Consider the following 20117-nt stretch of genomic DNA (forward strand, 5'->3'; position numbering starts at 1 on the left):
AGTTTTTCGTATCGTCACGAAAGGCACGCCATGCAGGTCATTCACATCGATTCCATTGACGACGAGCGTGTGGGTCTCTATACCAATCTCACTGAGGTCCAACTACGCAACCGCCTGGAACCCGAGAAGGGAATCTTTATTGCCGAGTCCCCCAAAGTGATTGACCGTGCGCTGGCGGCAGACCGAGAACCCATCTCATTGCTCGTCGAAGAACCTTGGCTGGATGGAATGAGCGACATGTTCAAACGTATCGACAACCGTTGGGGAGATGGTGTTCCCGTGTATGTGGCATCACCCGAGCAACTCAAGAGGCTAACCGGTTATCGGCTCCACCGCGGGGCTTTGGCCGCCATGCGCCGCTGGAAATTACCCAGCGTCGAAAAGGTGTGCCAAGGCGCTCGACGGATTGCGGTGATGGAAAACATCGTTGACCCCACGAACGTAGGCGCGCTGATGCGCTCAGCCGCGGCCTTGGACGTGGATGCGGTGCTCGTCTCCCCATCGTGCGGAGACCCGCTCTATCGTCGTGCTGCCCGCGTTTCCATGGGAACGGTCTTTCAAGTACCTTGGACCCGTATCGTCACTCCAGAGAGCGAACTCGCAATGATCCGGCCAAAGACAAAGACCGACAACCTTGATTCAGCCACAACGACAACGGAACATCGTGATAGTCCAATGACCCACGAAGAAGAGAACCGCTGGTGGCCAAAACACGGACTCAAACAACTCCATGACCTCGGCTTCACCACAGCAGCCATGGCTCTACGAGATGACTCCATCAATCTGGACACACTGGTGCAACGCCTGAACAACCCAGACGAGGAGCCAAATCACATCGACAAGCTGGCGCTGATTTTTGGCACAGAGGGCGACGGACTCAGCAACCATACCATCGCGGGCGCAGACATCACGGTTCGCATCCCGATGAGCCATGGCGTAGACAGCCTCAACGTTGCGGCATCCAGCGCAGTCGCCTTCTGGGCCACACGAGTCAGGCCGTGAACGCGATTGCAGATCAATACGCTGTAAGGCGACTATCCGATTCATGGGCAATACACTTCATTGCCATTATTCGCCTTGCGGACGTGGCGTTAATTGTCTTTGACGAGCAGTTTTGGCACCACCTGGTGGAAGACAAGTGCGGATACCAACGCCGAAGTGATGTCCGAAATGGGTTCGGCCACAAACACCCCAAGCACTCCGATGAAATTCGGTAGGACGATGGCAAGTGGAATCAGAAGGATGATTTTTCGCAAAACAGCCAGGAACAGCGAAGGCTTGGCCTGCCCCAGGCCCATCAACGTGCACTGGGTGCCGTTTTGCAGACCAAAGACGCCCATGCCTGCGATGAATATGGGCATCATTCTGGACACAATGTCTTTAATGGATTCAGTAGAGGTGAACAATGAGGCAAAACCACGGGCTTTGAGCGAGACCAAGAGCACTACGATGCTCACGATGATGATGTATGAGGTGAAGCAAAGCCGGTAGGCGGACCGTACGCGCCCGGGCTTCCGCGCCCCATAGTTGTAGCTGATGATGGGTTGGATGCCCTGCGTGATTCCAGTAGAGAAAATATTGAGCAGCTGAATGCAGCTGGTGATGATGGTCATGGCTGTGATGTAGCTGTCGCCACCATAGCGCTTGAGCTGTGTGTTGAACGCCACGTTGATGAGGCATTCGGTGAATTGCATGACGAACGGCGAACAGCCAAGCGCCAGAATACGGCCGACATATTCGACTGCAACCAGGTTTGCCTGCCGTATACGCATCATGCTGCGTCTCGAAGTGAGGAACACGACGATCCACACCGCGGAACAGGTTTGTGCGATGACGTTGGCAAAAGCCGAACCAGCGATGCCCCAATGAAAGACGAAGATAAATAGTGGGTCAAGCACGATGCTGACGAACACACCAATGAGCGTGGTGAGCATGGAATACTTGGCCTTGCCCTGTGCGGAAATGAAATTGTTGAGCCCGAGCGAAACCTGGGTGGGCAGCGTCCCAAGCAGATACACAGAAAGGAACGTGTTGGCGAAAGGATACGTTTCATCGGTCGCTCCGCACAGATAAAGAATCGGCCTGCGAAACACGAAAATCAACACAGCGAGAACCACTGAGATGCACACCGTCATGCTCACGCACACTCCGAGAATCCTTCCCGCGTTGTCACGCCGATGCCTGCCGAGCTCAATGGATGCCAGCGGCGCTCCTCCAGAACCAACGAACATGGCGAATGCGGCTATGATGATGGTGATTGGCGTGCAGATGCCGATACCTGCGACGGCTGCATCCCCGCCTTCGGGAATATGGGAAATCAGCAATCGATCGAAAATCGTATAGAAGGCGTTAGCGCTCTGGGCCACCATGGCCGGAATCGAAAGCGATAACGCCAAACGAGGTATGGGCGTGGTCTCCAGATTCGATTCCTGGCCCGACTGGTCATTCTTATCTCCGTTTCCCAACACAAGGACCAGTAAAGTCTGTTTTCAACAGGTGCGCAAGCTCTCGCCGTTTCCCAAGCACGCCTTCTGCAGGTTCAGTACTTCGGCATGTTGTCGAAATTGAAGCCAATGGCCTCCAGCTGCTCACGTCCTTCCGGCAGGATCTTATCGAGCGTCCACTGCGGAGTCCAGGTCCAGTCGATGCGAAACTCCTCCACCAATCCGGCCAACACGCTGGCGCACTGGTCCTCCAACAAGTCAGTCAGAGGGCAGGCAGGAGTGGTCAACGTCATGGTGATGATGGCACGGTGCTGGTCGTCGATTTCAATGCCGTAGACCAAGCCCAGATCAACCACGTCGATGCCAAGTTCAGGGTCGATGACCTGATGCAACGCCTCACGCACGTCAGCAGCGGTGGCCCGACCGATGTCATCCACGGCCTTGAGCGGAATGCCAGTCTGCTCGTCGTTTACCGTCTGGCCCGCCACAGCGGTGTCTGTTGCTTCAGGAGTCTTCACAGCAGAACCGGAATCGGCGGCCCCAGCCTCTTGGGTCAGATTGTTATCGTCCATCATATTGCCCTTCTTTGCTCAGGAGCGTTTGGCCCTTAGTCTGCTGTAAGTGCCTTGGCGATGGAATCCTTAAGACCGGCCCATCCAAGCAACGCACATTTGATGCGCATCGGGTATTTGGAGACACCCTGGAACGCCACTGCATCCTCGAGCTTCTCAGCCTCGGCATCGTCAACAAGGCCCGCCCCTCTTGATTTCATCAGCTTTTGGAACGTCTCCTCTATCTTCATGGCCTCATCCACGGTCTTGCCACTCACCAGATCGACCATCATCGATAGACTGGCCTGAGAGATGGAACAGCCACTGCCATCCCACACCAGGCGCTCGATGCGACGGGGTTCGTCTTCGCTCACTTCCACATGCACCGTCACTTGGTCGCCGCACGTGGGATTGAACTGGTGAGACTCCCCCGGAGTGCAATATTCATGTGAGGCACGCACCGTGGTCTCACCGGAAGTGCCACTCCCGACCGACTCACTGACCGTATCCGAAGCAAACGTCTCCTTGCCATGCGGATGTTTGGAGGCATCAAGGATGACCTCCTGATACATCTGCTCCAAATCATTGCCGCTTAAACCGAAATTCTCCATACCTCATACCTTAAAGAATGGACGGACTTTCTTGACCGTCTCCACCAGCTGTTGCGCCTCTTCGACCGTATTATAAATACCTGTTGAGGCACGGTTGGAGGCATAGAGCCCAAAGTGCCGGTGCACCGGTTGGGCACAATGATGACCGACACGAATCTCTATGCCCTGGGCATCAATGAACTGCCCCACATCATGCGGATGGACGCCTTCGACATCAAACGAAACGGTGCCGACACGATCCGTGCAGTTCACAGGGCCCAGCACACGCACACCATCTATATCATTTATCTTCAACAACTCAGACGTGATGGCCTTTTCATGAGCCTCAAAGTTCTCCATGCCGATGCCGCGCATCCAATCAGCCGCGACCCCGGCGGCCACCACTTGGGCCACCGGTTGAGTGCCAGCCTCAAAGCGCATCGGCGGATCCATGTATTCGGCTGGCTTTTCCATCCAAGCAAGATTGACCATCGAACCACCGAAGCTTGCCGGCGGCAATGCCTCCAACAGTTCACGCCTGCCATAAAGGAACCCGACTCCAGTTGGCCCGTACATCTTATGTGCACTCCAAGCGGCAAAATCGACATCAAGCTTGTGGAAGTCAATCTTCAGGTGGGGCACCGACTGACAGGCATCGAGCACGACGATGGCTCCGACCTCATGGGCCCGCTTCACAATTGGAGCCAAATCGGTAATGGCACCAGTGACATTGGAAATGTGCGTGACGGCGACAATCTTGGTGCGTTCAGTGATGACCTCTCCGGCAGTGTCTGATAGGATACGGCCATCCGGGCTCAAGTCGAGCCACTTGAGCGTGGCGCCGGTTCGTAAAGCGAGTTCCTGGAAGGGCAGCAGCACGGAATGGTGCTCGGCCTTGGAGACCACGATCTCGTCTCCAGGCTTCAATGCAAAGCGCTCAGCCGCTTTGCCACCTCGCCCAAGCGAGGCATTGCCGAACGCGGTGGCAAGCAGATTAAGGCCTGCTGTGGCACCGGCCGTGACCACGATCTCTTCCTGCCCCTCTTCGGCATTGGCACCGACCAGACGTGCAACCTTGGCCCGAGCATCTTCAAATGCAACGGTGCTTCGAGAGGCGAGTTCATGCGCTCCCCGATGTACACCGGCGTTGATGGTCCGGTAAAAGTCGGTTTCGGCATCAATGACACATTCAGGTTTCTGAGCCGTGGCACTTGAATCAAGATACACAAGAGGATGGCCGTGGATTTCCTGATTCAGAATCGGAAACTGCTCGCGAATCGCTGCAAAATCAACCATATTGATTCCTTTCAATGACTGAGTAAACAGTCTTGTACCCATTCCCGCCCATGTACCGACTAAAGCCCGAACATCAAGTTATAATCACAATTCTTCGCTGCAAACTTGTAACGCTTATAGCCATTGCTGCAGATACGTTTCCTTTTTCGTAACGTTCGCCGTATCTGCAACACATGACTCAGCATGACTTCTTATGCCAGAGCGGACTCAGAGTCCGAGCCTTCCGGCATGTACTGATCGTAGCCGGTCTCCTCCAACTCATCCGCAAGCTCAGGGCCACCGGTCTTTACGAAGCGACCGTCGGCAAAGACGTGCACGATGTCGGGCTTGATGTACTTCAAGATTCGTGTGTAATGCGTGATGAGCATGATGCCCAGGCCGGTGTTCTCCTTGGCACGGTTCACGCCCTCGGAGACGATGCGCAAGGCATCCACATCGAGCCCTGAATCGGTCTCGTCCATGATGGCGAACTTCGGTTTCAAAAGTTCAAGCTGCAAGACCTCAGCCCGCTTCTTCTCCCCGCCAGAGAAGCCCTCGTTGACGGAGCGCGAGGCGAACTTCGGGTCCATGCGAAGCTTCCTCATGGCATCGGTGAGCTCCTTGGTCCACGTACGGATCGACGGCGCCTGACCATCGACCTCGGTCTTGGCTGTGCGCAGGAAGTTCGTCATGGAGACGCCCGGCACCTCCTCCGGGTACTGCATAGCTAGGAACAGGCCCTTCTTGGCCCGCTCGTCCACAGTCATCTTAAGTAGGTCCTCACCGTCCAGCAGCACTTGTCCGGAATCGACCAGATACTTTGGATGGCCGGCGATGGTGTAGGCCAAAGTGGATTTGCCGGAGCCATTGGGCCCCATGATGGCGTGGGTCTCATTCGAGTTGATGGTGACGGAGGCACCCTTCAGGATCTGCTTGCGGCCTTCCTTGGTCTCCACCGATGCGTAAAGATCTTTGACTTCCAATGTTGACATGTTTACTTATCCTCCAATACGGCCTTCATGGCTTCATTCTCCCCGCGGGAAAGGCGCTGGTCGATGACGCTCATCAAATGTTCTGAAATCTGCGGTATGCCGATCTGCTCGACAAGGTCTCCGAAGAAGCCACGGACCACGAGTTTACGTGCCTCCATTTCACTGATGCCGCGGGACTCCAGGTAGAAAAGCTGCTCGTCGTCGAAACGACCAACCGAACTGGCGTGACCTGCTCCGATGATGTCGCCGTTCTCAATCTCCAAATTCGGCTCCGAATCAGCCACAGCGCCATGAGTGAGCACGAGGTTGCGGTTGAGCTCATAGGAATCGGTGCCGGGGGCAGTCGGCTGGATGAGGGCGTTGCCGACCCATGTGGAATGGGCTTTCTTGCCATCAAGCGCTCCCTTGTAGATCACGCGGGACGTGCACTCAGGATGGTTATGGACCACCATGGTGCGATGCTCGATGTGCTGGCCTGGCTGCACGAAATAGATGCCGAGCATGTTGAGCTTGCCCTGCGGGCCGCCGAAGTCCTGGTCGACGCGGATGCGCACAACATCGCCACCAAGGGTGACCACGGAATGGCGCAATGTAGCGTTTTCGCCCAGATGAATGCGTTGGTTGCCCACATGCTTGGACCCGCTCTCCCATTCCTGCACGAATGTGGTGGAGATGTGGGAGTCCTTGCCGGTCTCGATCTCCACACCTTCGGCGAGCTTGGCCTCACCATGGTGCTCCACCACAACATCCGCTGTCACACCGTTTTCAGCGACGATGACCAGGTGCAACGAGTCGAGGCCGAACCCACCTCCCTTCACATTCACCAATACAGGCTGATCGGTGTCAGCCTTCAAACGGACGACGGTGGACGTTCCGCCGACATTCCATTCGACTGCGGAGACACGGTCGTTCGGCATCATGACCGAACCCGACGGGAATTCGCCTCGCGCCACCTCACCGACCTCGACCGTTGCCGCATCGACAGGGGTGCCGTCGATGTTCGTGACGGCGACCTCAGTCTTGCCACTGGGTTCGAAGACGTCGAAGAACTCGGAAAGCCTGTCGATGGGCGTGAATCGCCAATCGTCCTGCTTGCGCGTCGGCTCAGGGAACGCAGTCAGGTCAAAGGAGCGAGGCTCCTTATCTGCGCTCGACGGCATCGCCGCCGGCAGCGCGTACGGATCGGAGGGATCCGCCACTGGAATATTGATTTCTTTAGGTTCGCTCATCGGTATCAGCCCACCGATCCTTCCATCTGCAACTCGACCAATCTATTGAGCTCTAGTGCGTACTCCATCGGCAACTCACGGCTGATGGGCTCCACAAAGCCACGGACGATCATGCCCATGGCCTCCTTCTCCTGCAGGCCTCGGCTCATCAGATAGAAGAGCTGATCCTCAGAGACCTTGGAGACCGTGGCCTCGTGCGCCATGGAGACGTCATCCTCTCGGACATCGACATGGGGGTATGTGTCCGAACGCGAGTATTCGTCCACCAACAGTGCGTCGCAGACCACCGATGAGCTTGAATCGTAAGCGCCGTCGATGATCTTGACCTGGCCTCGGTAGGCGGAGCGCCCACCTGAGCGTGAGATGGACTTGGAGACGATGGTGGAGCTGGTGTGCGGGGCCAGATGGATCATCTTGGCACCGGTATCCTGATATTGACCTTGGCCGGCGAAGCCGAGCGTCAGCGTCTCGCCCTTGGCATACGGCTCGGCGAGGATGCAGGCCGGATACTTCATGGTGGCCTTGGAGCCGATGTTGCCATCGACCCACTCCATGGTGCCGCCTTCCTTCACATAAGCACGCTGGGTGACCAGGTTGTAGACGTTGTTCGACCAATTCTGCACCGTGGTGTAGCGCACGCGGGCATGCTTCTCGACCACGATCTCCACATTCGCGGCATGCAGCGAATCCGTGGCATAGATCGGGGCCGTGCAACCCTCGACGTAGTGCACGTAGGAGCCTTCGTCCGCGATAATGAGCGTGCGCTCGAACTGCCCCATATTCGGGGTGTTGATGCGGAAGTAAGCCTGCAGAGGGATGTCGACATGAACGCCCTTGGGTACATAGACGAATGAGCCGCCCGACCATGCCGCGGTGTTGAGCGCGGCAAACTTGTTATCGTCGGGCGGAATCACCGTGGCGAAGTACTTCTTGACCAAGTCAGGGTACTCACGCACGGCGGTGTCGGTATCGACGAAGATGACGCCTTGCTTCTTCAAGTCATCCTGGATGGAATTGTAGATTACCTCGGACTCGTACTGTGCGGCCACGCCGGAGACGAGCCTGTTCTTCTCGGCCTCGGGGATGCCCAGCTTGTCATAGGTGTTGCGGATGTCATCGGGCAGGTCCTCCCATTTGGCGGCCTGCTTGTCAATCGGCTTGACATAGTACTTGAAATCGTCGGCATTGAAGTCCGAGAGATCGACACCCCAATCGGGCATCGGCTTCTTCAGGAACTGCCGGTAGCCTTCGAGCCGGTAATTGAGCATCCACTCAGGCTCACCTTTGTCCGCCGAAATGGCGCGGACGACGTTCTCGTCGATACCCTTCTTCGCGGCCTCACCGGCGGCATCGGAATCATGCCAGCCATAATTGTATTCGCCAAACTCGTCGATGATCTCGTCATCACGTTTGACCTTGTCCTCGTTGACGCGTTCACGGTCAGCCACCAGCTGACTCATCTCCACGTCAGACGCGGCGTTAGGGGCTTTGTTTTTTGCCACAGTACGCTGCCTCCCCTCCGTAAGTACATTCGCGTAATTACATTGACTTATATAACAAAACCTAGCAGAAACAACAATGAATCGCCAGACTCTCAAAGCTTAATTCATCACTTTTTGCGTGTCGTTACCCAAATGAGAGTCGGTCACGAATGCGAGCCAACGATTGACCGGCTATCTTCAACTCTTGTTGCCATGCTTCACCTAGTTGTCGCGTGTAGCCGCACCTCGGAACACGCCGTCACAGCGTAGAATCATCACAATATCAAAATGGCGCCCGCTGCTATACAACGGACGCCGCATGACCACAACGCCACCGATCAGTCCTCAGTGGTCTTTCCGGCTGAACGCGCTTCCTGATGGTCAAGCGCAGCCTTGACAAGGCCCAGGAACAGCGGGCGCGGCTTGGTGGGGCGCGACTTGAACTCGGGATGCGCCTGAGTGCCTACATAGAACGGATGAACGTCCTTGGGCAGCTCCACAAACTCCGTCAGCTCACCGTCGGGGCTCTCACCGCTGATCTCAAGACCTGCTTCGGAAAGACGCTGCTTATAGGCAACGTTGACCTCATAGCGATGGCGGTGACGTTCGGTGATGTCGGTGGTGCCGTACAGACCGGCCACCACAGAACCTTCCTTCAGCTTGGCCGGATAGGAACCAAGGCGCATGGTATGGCCCATGTCGCCGGAAGCCAGAATATCCTTCTGCTCTTCCATGGTCGCAATGACCGGATCCTTGCAATCGGCCTTGAACTCTGAGGAGTTCGCATCTGGCAGGTTGAGCACGTCCCGTGCGTACTCAATGACCATGGATTGCAGACCCAGACAGATGCCCAAGGCAGGAAGCTTATGCTCACGGGCATAGCGCAGGGCGCCGATCATGCCCTCGATGCCACGCACACCGAAACCACCGGGGATGATGATGCCATCGACATCACGCAACTCGGCGTCGGCACCGCCTTCGGTCTCGCAGAGGTCCGCAGCCACGAGCTTGACGTTCACCTTGGCATGGTTGCCGAAACCACCGGCCTTCACAGCCTCGGTGACGGAGAGGTAGGAATCGGGCAGGTCGATGTATTTGCCGACGATGGCGATGTTGACCTCATACTTGGGGTGATGCACGCGTTCAAGAAGATCGTCCCATTCAGCCCAATCCACATCGTGCGCAGTGAGTTGAAGACGATCGACAAGATAGGAGTCAAGGCCCTCGTTGTACAGAATCTTCGGCACGTCGTAGATCGACGGAGCATCGACGCAGTTGACCACGCCGTCCACATCCACGTCGCACATCAGAGAGATCTTGTCTTTGATGGCCTGCCCGAGCGGGCGGTCGCTGCGGAGCACCACGGCATCAGGGGTGATACCAAGCTGGCGGAGGGTCATGATGGAATGCTGCGTAGGCTTTGTCTTGAGCTCATGGGCCGCCGAAAGATAAGGAACAAGAGAGACATGCACGAATGCGCAGTTGTTCGGGCCGAGTTCATGGCGCACCTCGCGAGCCGCCTCAAGGAACGGCTGGGACTCGATGTCACCCACGGTGCCGCCGATCTCGGTGATGATGACGTCCACATCGTCCGCGGCCTGGGCGCGCATGCGGCTCTTGATCTCGTTGGTGATGTGGGGGATGACCTGAACACACTGACCAAGGTATTTGCCCGCACGCTCCTTATCGAGCACAGACTGATAGATCTGACCTGTGGTGACGTTTGCCTTCTGGGAAAGGAACACGTCGAGGAAGCGCTCGTAATGCCCGATGTCCAAATCGGTCTCCGCTCCGTCTTCGGTGACGTAGACCTCACCGTGCTGGAATGGGTTCATCGTGCCCGGGTCGACGTTGATGTAGGGGTCAAGCTTCTGCTGCAACACGCGCAGGCCGCGACTCCTCAACAAACGTCCCAAGGAAGAGGCTGTAAGACCTTTTCCAAGGGATGAAACGACGCCACCTGTGACGAAAATATGCTTGGTTATATGTTCCTGTGGATCCTCATGATTTCTTCGTACCATGGAACTTCAGCCTATCAGAAACTTACGACGAAATCTTCAAGCGTTGTCGTCGAGCAGATGCGCCACTGCCTCAAGTGCGAGTTTGTAGCCATAGAAACCCATGCCTGTGATGGTTCCGGTGGCCACTGGGCTGATGACACTATGCTTACGGAAACTGTCTCTGGCGGAAGGATTGGAGATGTGGACCTCCATCAACGGCAGACCGGCATCAGTAACCATATGAGCAGCGTCCGCAAGGCCATAGCTGTAATGCGTGAACGCCGCGGGATTCATCACCACAGGCGTTCTTTCATCCACTGCCTGGTGCATCCAGCCGATCACTTGAGCCTCATCGTCGCTCTGGCGCACCTCGACTTGCAGGCCAAGGGCCTGACCCCACTGCGTGCAGTCAGCACGAAGTGTCTGTAGATCCTGATGCCCGTAGACATCAGGCTCACGTACGCCCAACCTGCCTAGATTCGGGCCATTGACGACAACAACCTTGGTCATGATTCGCTCCTTCATACTTGGTTTCGTATCTCTCGGTTCACCGGTCTGCATCAATAGCCTGCATCACCGGTCTACATCGATCATCAAGCATTTGCCACTTGGCGTATACTCCGCGACCTGCCTATGCTAATCTCAACGCTACGAACGGATACGCTGGAACGCCTCGTTGATGGCCTCGCGTGGTGGATCGGCCACGATAGTCGGCTCATCCAACGCCTTGAGCACAACGAAGCGCAGCGTGTTGCCGCGTGCCTTCTTATCACGATGCATCAGCTCCAGCACTTCGTCGAAGCTTCCGCCGTCCCAAGAAATGGGCAAACCGAGCGAAGAGAAGAGACGACGATGCCGGTCGACCAAATCCTGGTCGATGTTTCCGAGCAAGTGCGAAAGTTCTGCGGCAAAGACACATCCCACGGCCACCGCGTTGCCATGACGCCACTTGAAATGCTCGATTTTTTCAATGGCGTGCGCCAACGTGTGCCCATAATTGAGATATTCGCGCAACCCGGATTCCTTGAGATCTGCGTTGACGTGGTAGGCCTTGACCCGCACGGTGCGTTCCACCAGTTCGTCAACGACATCCTCAAGCGGGGTGCCGATGAAGCTTGTTCCGTCGAAGCTACGCAGCTGCCCGGCGTGTTCTTCGAGGATGTCGAGAATCCGCGAATCCTTGATGAACCCGGATTTGGCGACTTCCCCCAAGCCTTCCACAAAGATATCGTTCGGCAACGTCTTAAGCGTCTTGGTGTCGGCCAGCACACCGGCCGGTGTGTAAAACGAACCGACAAGATTCTTGCCTTCATCGGTGTTGACTCCCGTTTTGCCTCCGGTGGATGCGTCGACCATGGCGAGCAATGAGGTTGGGCAATTGACATAACGGATGCCACGCATCCATGTGGCGGCAATGAAACCGGCCACATCAGTGGCGGCTCCCCCTCCCACACCGACGATGGCATCGGAACGGGTGAACCCTTCAGTGCCGAGACGTTTCCAGACTTTGCTTGCAACGTCGATGGTCTTACCCGCCTCTGCATCGGGGATGAGGATGTCGAAAACGTCGTAGCCCGCACGCCGAAGCAGGGCCCGCACCTGGTCACTGTGTCGTTGCACCGGTTGAGTGTGGATCAACGCCACACGCACCACCTGTGGCCCCAGCGCGTCCTGCACGCCGCCAAGAGCACCCTCACCAATGCAGACATCGTAAGGTTCAATGCCTTTTGAATCGATATGCACTATTCTCTGCTGCACCATATTCATCAACTTTCTCGCCGCCATACGCGGTGTAGATCCATGTGTGTGCACACTGACATTCGAAATTCGCCGAAACACCGGATCACGCTTGTCATACAGACGTCTCCACTTGGCATCAGGGTCACCTGCAAGCATGGGCCTGCCACCCGCCCTATTGGCACGATCCATGGCTTCCCGGGGATCCGCCTGCAAATACACCAGCTTGCCGCCGTGCCGCGCATAACGGTTCAGCAGCTTCTGGGTTCTGGGGGTCATAGGCGCTCCACCGCCGAGCGAAATCAGCCCCACGCATTCGCCCATCAGTCTTGCGATAATATCCGCTTCGAGAACGCGGAAGTCTTCTTCCCCAAAACGCTTGAAATATTGGGGTATCGGCATGCCTGCCTCACGCTCGATCTCGTCGTCGGCATCGACGAAATCAACGCCAAGCATCTGCGCGCACTCGCGCCCAACGCGCGTTTTCCCGGCACCTGGCATGCCAATGATGACAGCCAATGGCTGTGTGGATTGCATATCTTCAATCATCTTCGTATCAAATCTCAGTTCCGTCAGCGCATATGCTCCGGCCATGAACCCAAGTAGCCTTGGGCATTGCGACGCACTTCGGCAACACTGTCACCGCCGAATTTCTCAATGACAAAACGCGCCAAGGTAAGACGCACCATGGCCTCTGCCACTATCGAAGCCGCGGGTACAGCCGTGCTGTCGGAACGTTGATTGATGGCCTTTGCAGCCTCACCTGTACAGACATCTACCGTTCGCAGTGCGCGTGGAATGGAGGGAATGGGTTTCATGGCAGCCCGAACCCTGATCGGCTGCCCGTTGGACATTCCGCCCTCGATGCCGCCAGCTCTGTTCGTCAGCCGCTCTATGCGTCCATCGGAACCAGGAACCATTTCGTCGTGCGCCTGAGACCCGGGACGGCCGGCTTCAAGGAAACCGTCACCGATCTCCACGCCTTTGATGGCTTGGATTCCCATGAGAGCCCCGGCCAAAGCCCCGTCGAGCCGTCTGTCGGACTCGACGTATGTGCCGAGCCCAGCAGGCACGCCGTAGGCAATGACCTCAACAACACCACCCAACGTATCGGCGTTTTTCTTCGCCTCATCGATGCGTTCTATGATGAGCTTTTCGACATGCTTATCGAGGGTGCGCACCGGAGAGGCATCGAGAGCCTCAAGGTCGTCTGGCGTTGGCAGCGGATTATCAGCAGCCACGCTCACCCCACCTAGCGCCACGACATGTGCGATGGTGCGAATGCCGAGCGTCTGCTCAAGAAACTTGGCGGCGAGTTCACCCAATGCCACTCGGGAAGCCGTTTCTCTGGCGCTGGAACGTTCAAGAACGCCCCTGGCATCGTCAAACCCGTATTTTCGCATGCCGGTCAAGTCGGCGTGGCCTGGGCGGGGCCGACTCAGTGGGGCATTACGGCCAGTGCGTTCAAGCTCATGGTCAAGCGGATCTGCACTCATCACTTCTGTCCACTTCGGCCACTCAGTGTTTGCGATCTCGATGGTTACAGGGGAACCCAACGTCTTGCCAAGGCGCACACCGGTGAGCAGACGCACCTTATCCTGCTCGAAGTTCATACGAGCTCCGCGCCCATAGCCAAGTCTGCGACGCGCAAGTGCCTCGGAAATGTCATCTGACGTAACCTCCACACCTTGAGGCAGGCCCTCCATCATAGCCACAAGCGCTTCTCCATGCGACTCCCCCGCCGTCTGCCAACGCAACATATATATACCTCACTTGCCTTTCGATTCACCATCCGTCATCTGCACCAGTACTCATTCATAATAGCGAAATGGGCGTATTCGTTCCGTCGGTAACGTCAGCCGCAATTATTATAAGGGCATGAATTATTGTTTGGCCGTTCCAAGTCTGCTCTGCGGACTGATATTGAGCTGCGAGGACATTCGTTCACGCTCAGTACCTCGACTATGGGTGATCATCGGTTCTTGTGCGCAATTATTTGCTTTGACGATTGCAGCGTGCGCCGAACACAATGTCTACATTGCCTTGATGCCACCGATATATGGTCTGACAGCCGGAATCCTTCAGTTACTGCTTTCCCGCATCATTCGCGGCTCGCTCGGCTTTGGCGATGTGACGGCCTCGGCCCTTATTGGTCAGGCAGTTGGCGTCTTCGGGTTGGAGGCGTTTCTGGTTTGGTGGTTGGCGATGGGCAGCCTTGGCTTGGTATGGCTTGTGCTATGGCAATCGTTGCAGCGAGTTAGGCATCCGTGCAAAAAAGAGGACTCTGCCATCGATGGGAATGTAACAACCGCCAAAGCACCGTTTGTACCGGTGATAACAAGTTCCGCCATCATCGCTGTCATAGTGGAACAGCTGATCGGAGCATGGACCTAATCACAACGCATGTGCCTAATTAGCATCACTGTTGGAATCCTTGTATTCCTGACGCAATTTCATGAACTCCTGATCGGAGTCCGTGAATTTCGTCTCCCCCGTCTTCAGGTTCGTCGTCACAAAATACAGCCAATCGCCCTGCTCCGGTGCCAATGCCGCCTGAAGCGCGTCGTCACTTGGGCTGCTGATCGGTGTCGGTGGAAGGCCTGGATTGATCCTTGTGTTATAGGCATTCGAACCGTCGGAAAGCATGGCATCGGTAAGATCGTTCGGCTCGACATTGAATCCATACGCCACAGTTGAATCCATGCCTAGAGGCATATTCGCAGCTATTCGATTGAGGATGACACGAGCGACCTTGCCATAGTATTCCGACGAATTCACCTCAGACTCCGCAATGGAGGCGATGATGAGCAGATTCTCTCGCTGAGCCCCGGATGGAGCACCGAGAGAATCAAGTTTTTTGATACGGGCATCGACCGCTGGCTTGAGCACATCCGCTGCGTTGCTCTTGCCACCCACCAGATACGAACCAGGCTCCAACCAGCCTTCAAAACTTCCGTTTGCCTCGGCCGGAAGGATCCCCTCACCACGGGGCTGCTGAAGCTGTTGAAATTGAGCAATATCGATGCCGGAAGCCTTGGCAGCCTCTGAGAGTACCTGAGAAATACGTTCTCCAGACTTTATCTGCAGAACACCACCCGCATTTTTCTGGTTGGAGAGGATTGCAATGACCTGAGTGCTTGACATCTTCTTCTTGAGCATGAACGTACCCGGATATAGCGTGCTGTTATTGGCACCGACAGCGCTGGCAAAGGCACTTGCCGATTTTACCACCCCCGCTTTTTGGAGTTTGTCTGCAATAGAGGAGATGCTCTCACCGCTCGCGATCTCGAACTGGACGCTCCCGGTTCCAGGACCTGGATAGTCCAACGAAGCCTGATCACTAGAATCATGTGTAGAAAGGTTATGGGCCAGTCCCTTTGCCGCTCGATACCCCCACAAACCAGCTGCAATCAAGGCAATGACCGCAACACAGGCAATGACCGCCATCATCATGTGTCTACGTTTTTTGCGACGCCGAATCTCACGGATTTTTCGTCTACTGCCTCTGCCCGATATCTCTTCCGATATAGTCTGACGTGGCTGCACGGAACCGTGAACAGGGGGTATAGGAGGTTCGTCTCCTTCAAAATAACGCACCTCAGGCCCGTTCGTTGCATCATTGCCTTCATCCACCCCGCCAAAACCGTTCATCGCGAAGAAATGTTCAAAATCGTCCGACATTATTCCTCGCTCTGTCTAGTTCGTCGATCAAGGGCCGACTGAAGAATAAGCACAGCCGACTGCCTGTCAACATCAGGGCGATGCTCACGACTGGAGACACCGGCTTGACTCAGCTGATGATGGGCATTTACCGTAGTCAAACGTTCATCTTCCATAAGAATGTCAGGAACAGCCCGTTGCCCAAGCAATCCGTTTTCTGCTGCAAATTCCAGTTGCTTGCGAAGGTTTGATGCCCAACGTCTTGCCTTTTTAGCCGATTTTCCTTCGTTGCCGCTAAGTTGTAGGGGCAAACCAACTACGACGCAGCTGACATCATGATGCTCCACAATGTCAACCACGTCCTGAAGAACATGGAAGGAGTCTCCCCCCGCCTGGAGGTTATCTTCAGGATGGGCGAAGGTGAGCTCAGGGTCAGACATCGCTATGCCGACCCTGGCATCCCCTAGATCAACTCCCAACCACACCATAATCGCCTCAGTCCTTGTTCACGCTTTGCACGGACTGACGTACCACCGCCAAAGCGTCATCAAGCTTCGTGGCATCTGTGCCGCCGCCTTGCGCAAAGTCCGGCTTACCGCCGCCACCGCCGCCAAGCGTCTTGGCGGCAATCTTGACCAGATTTCCAGCCTTCACACCGGCATTGCGAGCCATCTCGTTTGTGGCGGCGGCCACCATGGGCTTGCCTTCCGAGCTTATGCCAGCAAGCACCACCACGACCGGCATTCCTTCTCCGATTTTTCCTCGCACGTCAAGCACGGTCTTACGCAAGGCATCGAACGAACCAAAATCGCCAACATTTGCAGCAACCAATGCCACCGCCCCGCTACCGGACTTTGCAGCTTCACGAGCTTGCTCAACCATTGCAGGCTCGGCATCTGAAAGCCGGGACTCGTAGAGGGTATTGAGCTTCTGTTCGGCCTCGCGGTTCTTGGTCTGCAAGTTTTCGATGCGGTTGTAAAGCTCGTCGGCCGGAACCTTGAGTTCATCTGCCAAACCTGAGAGCAGCTTATGCTCATTGTGGTTGAACTCGTAAGCCTTCTTGCCCATGAAAGCCTCGATACGACGCACACCGGAGCCAACTGATGATTCGGAGGTAATGACGAACTCACCTATTTTTCCGGTGGCATCCAAATGAGTGCCGCCGCACAGCTCACGGCTCCATCCATCTTCACCTATTGTGACCAGACGGACACGATCGCCGTATTTCTCGCCGAAAAGATGCATGGCTCCCAGGTCAATGGCCTTGTGATAGTCCATTTCCTCCATGGTGACCGGCAGATCGTCGCACACTCGCTCAACCACACGGGCCTCAATCTCATCGAGCTGAGCCTTGGTGGGAGCCGTGGACGTCTGGAAATCGAAGTGCAGATAATCAGGAGCTACCAAGGACCCCCGCTGCGTGGCCTGCTCGCCGAGCACCTCACGAATGGCCTTGTGGAGCACATGGGTGGCGGTGTGGGAACGACCTAGCGCCTTGCGGCGTTCCACGTCGATGCTGGCGTTTACGGCATCCCCCACATTCAAGGTACCTTCAGTCAATCGGCAGGTATGCACGGTGAAATCCTTGATGGGCTTCTGCACATCATCGACCTCAAGCACGGCACCGTCGTCGGAAATCATCTCGCCTTCATCGGCAAGCTGGCCACCCTGCTCGGCGTAGAACGGCGTACGGTCGAGAATGACCTCCACCTGGGCCGGCCCTTCGACACGCTGGACGGAGCCTTTGCCTGCCTCGATGATGCCGATTACAGTGGAACGGCTTGAATGCTCCTTGTAACCGAGAAACTCGATTGGCTTTGCCAGAGTCTTCTTGAAATCGTCATAGACGCTCAAGTCCACATTGTGCCGCTTCTTCAATGCATCGGCACGGGCGCGGGACTTCTGCTCAGCCATCTTCTCATCGAAACCCTCACGGTCCACACCCACACCCTGTTCGGCTGCAATCTCGACTGTCAGTTCAATCGGGAAACCGTAGGTGTCGTGCAGGGCGAACGCGTCCTCTCCCGAAACGGTGTTGCCTTCATCCTTCTTGGCCTTGGAAACAGCCACATCGAGGATGGCGGTGCCGTTCTCAAGCGTGCGGCGGAAGGCATCCTCTTCGCCGTAGGCAGCCTCGGAAACATCGTGGAAGGTGTCGTTGAGCTCCGGGTAGCTGGGTGCCATGGCATCCTTGGATACCGGCAGCAGCGTGGGCATGACCGCCTCGGATACCCCCAGCATCTTCATGCTTCGCACTGTGCGGCGCAGCAGGCGGCGGAGCACATAGCCGCGGCCCACATTGCTCGGACGAACGCCATCGCTCATGATCATCAAGGCGCTGCGCACGTGGTCCGCCACGACGCGGAAACGTACATCGTCCGCCTCATTCTCGCCATACTTGCGGCCAGAAAGCTTCTCGGCCGCATCGATCACCGGATAGACCTCATCAGTCTCGTAGATGTTCTGCTTGCCTTGCATGAGGTAGGCCAAACGTTCCAGGCCGGCACCAGTGTCGATATTCTTGTGTTCAAGCTCGCCCACGATGTGTAGGTCGGTCTTTGACTTCACGTTGTCAACCGCATAATTCTCGAAGACGAGGTCCCAAATCTCGATATATCGGTTTTCGTCAGCGCTCGGACCGCCTTCCTTGCCGTACTTGGGACCACGATCCACATAGATTTCGGAGCACGGGCCACCAGGGCCAGGGCCGCCGGTGGTCCAGAAGTTGTCCTCCATGCCGAGGACCTCCATGTGCTCGGGGTCGAAGCCTTCGTTTTTCCAAAGGCTACGGGCCTCCTCATCGTCCGTGTAGGTGGTGACCCACAAGGTCTCCGGGTCGAAACCCAGACCGCCCCGGTCTTGCGGTGATGTGAGCAGCGTCCACGCGTAGTGGATGGCCTCTGCCTTGAAATAGTCACCGAAGGAGAAGTTGCCGAGCATCTGGAAGAAGGTGCCGTGGCGGGTGGTCTTGCCCACCTCATCGATGTCGAGCGTACGCACGCACTTCTGGTTGGAGGTCATGCGCGTCGAGGGCGGTGTCTGCTCACCAAGCAGATAGGGGATGAACGGCACCATGCCGGCGATGGTGAACAGTGTGGTGGGGTTCGGACTGATCAGCGATGCCGAAGGTGCCACAAGGTGCCCCTGCTGCTCGAAGTAATGCTGAAAGCGATTGGCGATTTCCGCGGTGCGCATGGACGTGCTACTCCTTTTATCTGCGCCTGAAGACGCAATGCAATATCTCTAACATGTAATATAAATGATTCGCTTAGTGCCTGGCATGTTCCACCGAAAAATCATATACGCTACCACGCCGCAGATGCGACCAAACGAAACAATCTGCCAATTCAGCGGACCGAAGCACTCGACTTATCGGTGTATTTACGGCCAAGCTCGTCTTCACGCGCCTTGCGTGTGGCATTGAACTCACCGACCAAGCCCGAAAGTGTACGAGCTGCCACGTTGTCTTGGTCCGGACCTAGCACGAACTGGCGGGCCTTGTCCGGTGTGTTGGCACGAACATAAGCCTCAGCCTTAGCAATCGCAATGACACCCAGGCAGAAACCTGTTGAAAGCCATAAAAGTCGCTTGAACATCAGTGCTCCTTGCCCTTGGATGTTGGTTGGGCTGCAGCGGAAGATGGCTTCGAATTAGAATCTTTTGCCTTTCCCCGAGCCGAACCTTTCAGGAACGATTGTGCAGTGGTCTTGAGTGCATAGGCACCAGCAGCGATCTTGATGATCGGTCGGCCAAGGAACGAACCATACAAATCGGTCAACGCTCCAAGATTACCCGCGGTGGTGGAGGCGGCTGCGGAGATCTTATTGACATCGTCAAGCGACTTATTGACCTGACGAACCGTCGTGGCACCCTCATCAAGCACAGGTATGGCATGGTCGCCGGAATCCTTGACGGTCTGCGCCAACTGGTCGAACAGCTTGCCCAACCGAATGAGCGGATAGATGAGGAACCCGGCAAGTACGGCGAACGCTATTGCAGCGATAAGCCCGGCGATGTCTCCGATACTCATTTCTGCCTCTTTCCTTTCAGGCATGGCAATCCATGCACATCATGCTGTTGCAAGCTTAACGAACGCCCGAGACGCTTGGCAGATCAAGTCATCTCTATCCGCTCGCCGCCAAGCCACTGCAACCAACC

The 20117-nt window shown here is 56.1% G+C and carries 18 protein-coding genes; 2 read left to right on the forward strand and 16 right to left on the reverse strand.

Going from position 1 to position 20117, the window contains the following annotated elements; all coding sequences use genetic code 11:
- Nucleotides 1–30 precede the first annotated feature (30 nt).
- A complete protein-coding gene (locus ACSYSS_RS04285; protein ID WP_491702850.1) occupies nucleotides 31–1002 on the forward strand; it encodes a TrmH family RNA methyltransferase in 972 nt (323 codons plus the stop codon).
- Between the two features lie 89 nt (nucleotides 1003–1091).
- Here ACSYSS_RS04285 and ACSYSS_RS04290 read toward each other — a convergent pair whose 3' ends face one another.
- The 11 genes from ACSYSS_RS04290 to aroC form a co-directional block, all read right to left on the reverse strand.
- Nucleotides 1092–2465, reverse strand: a complete 1374-nt coding sequence (locus tag ACSYSS_RS04290) for an MATE family efflux transporter (protein ID WP_491702851.1) — start codon at nucleotides 2463–2465, stop codon at nucleotides 1092–1094.
- 74 nt (nucleotides 2466–2539) lie between these two features.
- The gene (locus tag ACSYSS_RS04295) at nucleotides 2540–3019 is read right to left on the reverse strand and encodes a metal-sulfur cluster assembly factor (protein WP_491702852.1); all 480 of its coding nucleotides are present in this window, start codon (nucleotides 3017–3019) and stop codon (nucleotides 2540–2542) included.
- Between the two features lie 32 nt (nucleotides 3020–3051).
- A complete protein-coding gene (gene sufU, locus ACSYSS_RS04300) occupies nucleotides 3052–3606 on the reverse strand; it encodes a Fe-S cluster assembly sulfur transfer protein SufU (protein ID WP_491702853.1) in 555 nt (184 codons plus the stop codon).
- Nucleotides 3607–3609: 3 nt separating this feature from the next.
- Nucleotides 3610–4881: a SufS family cysteine desulfurase gene (locus tag ACSYSS_RS04305; RefSeq protein WP_491702854.1), complete on the reverse strand. Its 1272-nt coding sequence runs from the start codon at nucleotides 4879–4881 to the stop codon at nucleotides 3610–3612.
- 191 nt (nucleotides 4882–5072) lie between these two features.
- Nucleotides 5073–5852, reverse strand: coding sequence for a Fe-S cluster assembly ATPase SufC (gene sufC / locus ACSYSS_RS04310; protein WP_491702855.1), 780 nt, complete (start codon nucleotides 5850–5852; stop codon nucleotides 5073–5075).
- A gap of 2 nt (nucleotides 5853–5854) precedes the next feature.
- The gene (sufD, locus tag ACSYSS_RS04315; protein ID WP_491702856.1) at nucleotides 5855–7081 is read right to left on the reverse strand and encodes a Fe-S cluster assembly protein SufD; all 1227 of its coding nucleotides are present in this window, start codon (nucleotides 7079–7081) and stop codon (nucleotides 5855–5857) included.
- Between the two features lie 5 nt (nucleotides 7082–7086).
- Entirely contained in the window at nucleotides 7087–8541 is a 1455-nt protein-coding gene (sufB, locus tag ACSYSS_RS04320) for a Fe-S cluster assembly protein SufB (protein ID WP_491704219.1), read from the reverse strand.
- A 359-nt stretch (nucleotides 8542–8900) separates the two neighbouring features.
- Nucleotides 8901–10583, reverse strand: a complete 1683-nt coding sequence (pyrG, locus tag ACSYSS_RS04325) for a CTP synthase (protein ID WP_491702857.1) — start codon at nucleotides 10581–10583, stop codon at nucleotides 8901–8903.
- Nucleotides 10584–10619: 36 nt separating this feature from the next.
- Complete coding sequence (locus tag ACSYSS_RS04330; protein ID WP_491702858.1) at nucleotides 10620–11072, reverse strand: type II 3-dehydroquinate dehydratase; 453 nt, start codon at nucleotides 11070–11072, stop codon at nucleotides 10620–10622.
- A 138-nt stretch (nucleotides 11073–11210) separates the two neighbouring features.
- The gene (locus ACSYSS_RS04335; protein ID WP_491702859.1) at nucleotides 11211–12836 is read right to left on the reverse strand and encodes a bifunctional shikimate kinase/3-dehydroquinate synthase; all 1626 of its coding nucleotides are present in this window, start codon (nucleotides 12834–12836) and stop codon (nucleotides 11211–11213) included.
- A 35-nt stretch (nucleotides 12837–12871) separates the two neighbouring features.
- The gene (gene aroC / locus ACSYSS_RS04340) at nucleotides 12872–14059 is read right to left on the reverse strand and encodes a chorismate synthase (RefSeq protein ID WP_491702860.1); all 1188 of its coding nucleotides are present in this window, start codon (nucleotides 14057–14059) and stop codon (nucleotides 12872–12874) included.
- Nucleotides 14060–14267: 208 nt separating this feature from the next.
- On the opposite strand from aroC, the gene ACSYSS_RS04345 reads away from it, so the two are divergent.
- Entirely contained in the window at nucleotides 14268–14693 is a 426-nt protein-coding gene (locus tag ACSYSS_RS04345) for a hypothetical protein (RefSeq protein ID WP_491702861.1), read from the forward strand.
- 15 nt (nucleotides 14694–14708) lie between these two features.
- Here ACSYSS_RS04345 and mltG read toward each other — a convergent pair whose 3' ends face one another.
- The 5 genes from mltG to ACSYSS_RS04370 all read right to left on the reverse strand — a co-directional run bounded on the left by mltG (nucleotide 14709) and on the right by ACSYSS_RS04370 (nucleotide 19989).
- Entirely contained in the window at nucleotides 14709–15980 is a 1272-nt protein-coding gene (mltG, locus tag ACSYSS_RS04350; protein WP_491702862.1) for an endolytic transglycosylase MltG, read from the reverse strand.
- A complete protein-coding gene (gene ruvX, locus ACSYSS_RS04355) occupies nucleotides 15980–16447 on the reverse strand; it encodes a Holliday junction resolvase RuvX (protein WP_491702863.1) in 468 nt (155 codons plus the stop codon). The genes mltG and ruvX overlap by 1 nt, the downstream gene beginning before the upstream one ends.
- 7 nt (nucleotides 16448–16454) lie before the next feature.
- Entirely contained in the window at nucleotides 16455–19154 is a 2700-nt protein-coding gene (alaS, locus tag ACSYSS_RS04360; protein ID WP_491702864.1) for an alanine--tRNA ligase, read from the reverse strand.
- Nucleotides 19155–19306: 152 nt separating this feature from the next.
- Nucleotides 19307–19555: a hypothetical protein gene (locus tag ACSYSS_RS04365; protein WP_491702865.1), complete on the reverse strand. Its 249-nt coding sequence runs from the start codon at nucleotides 19553–19555 to the stop codon at nucleotides 19307–19309.
- Complete coding sequence (locus ACSYSS_RS04370; RefSeq protein WP_491702866.1) at nucleotides 19555–19989, reverse strand: DUF948 domain-containing protein; 435 nt, start codon at nucleotides 19987–19989, stop codon at nucleotides 19555–19557. The genes ACSYSS_RS04365 and ACSYSS_RS04370 overlap by 1 nt, the downstream gene beginning before the upstream one ends.
- Nucleotides 19990–20117: the final 128 nt, after the last annotated feature.

It is taken from the genome of Bifidobacterium sp. ESL1118, assembly GCF_058505595.1.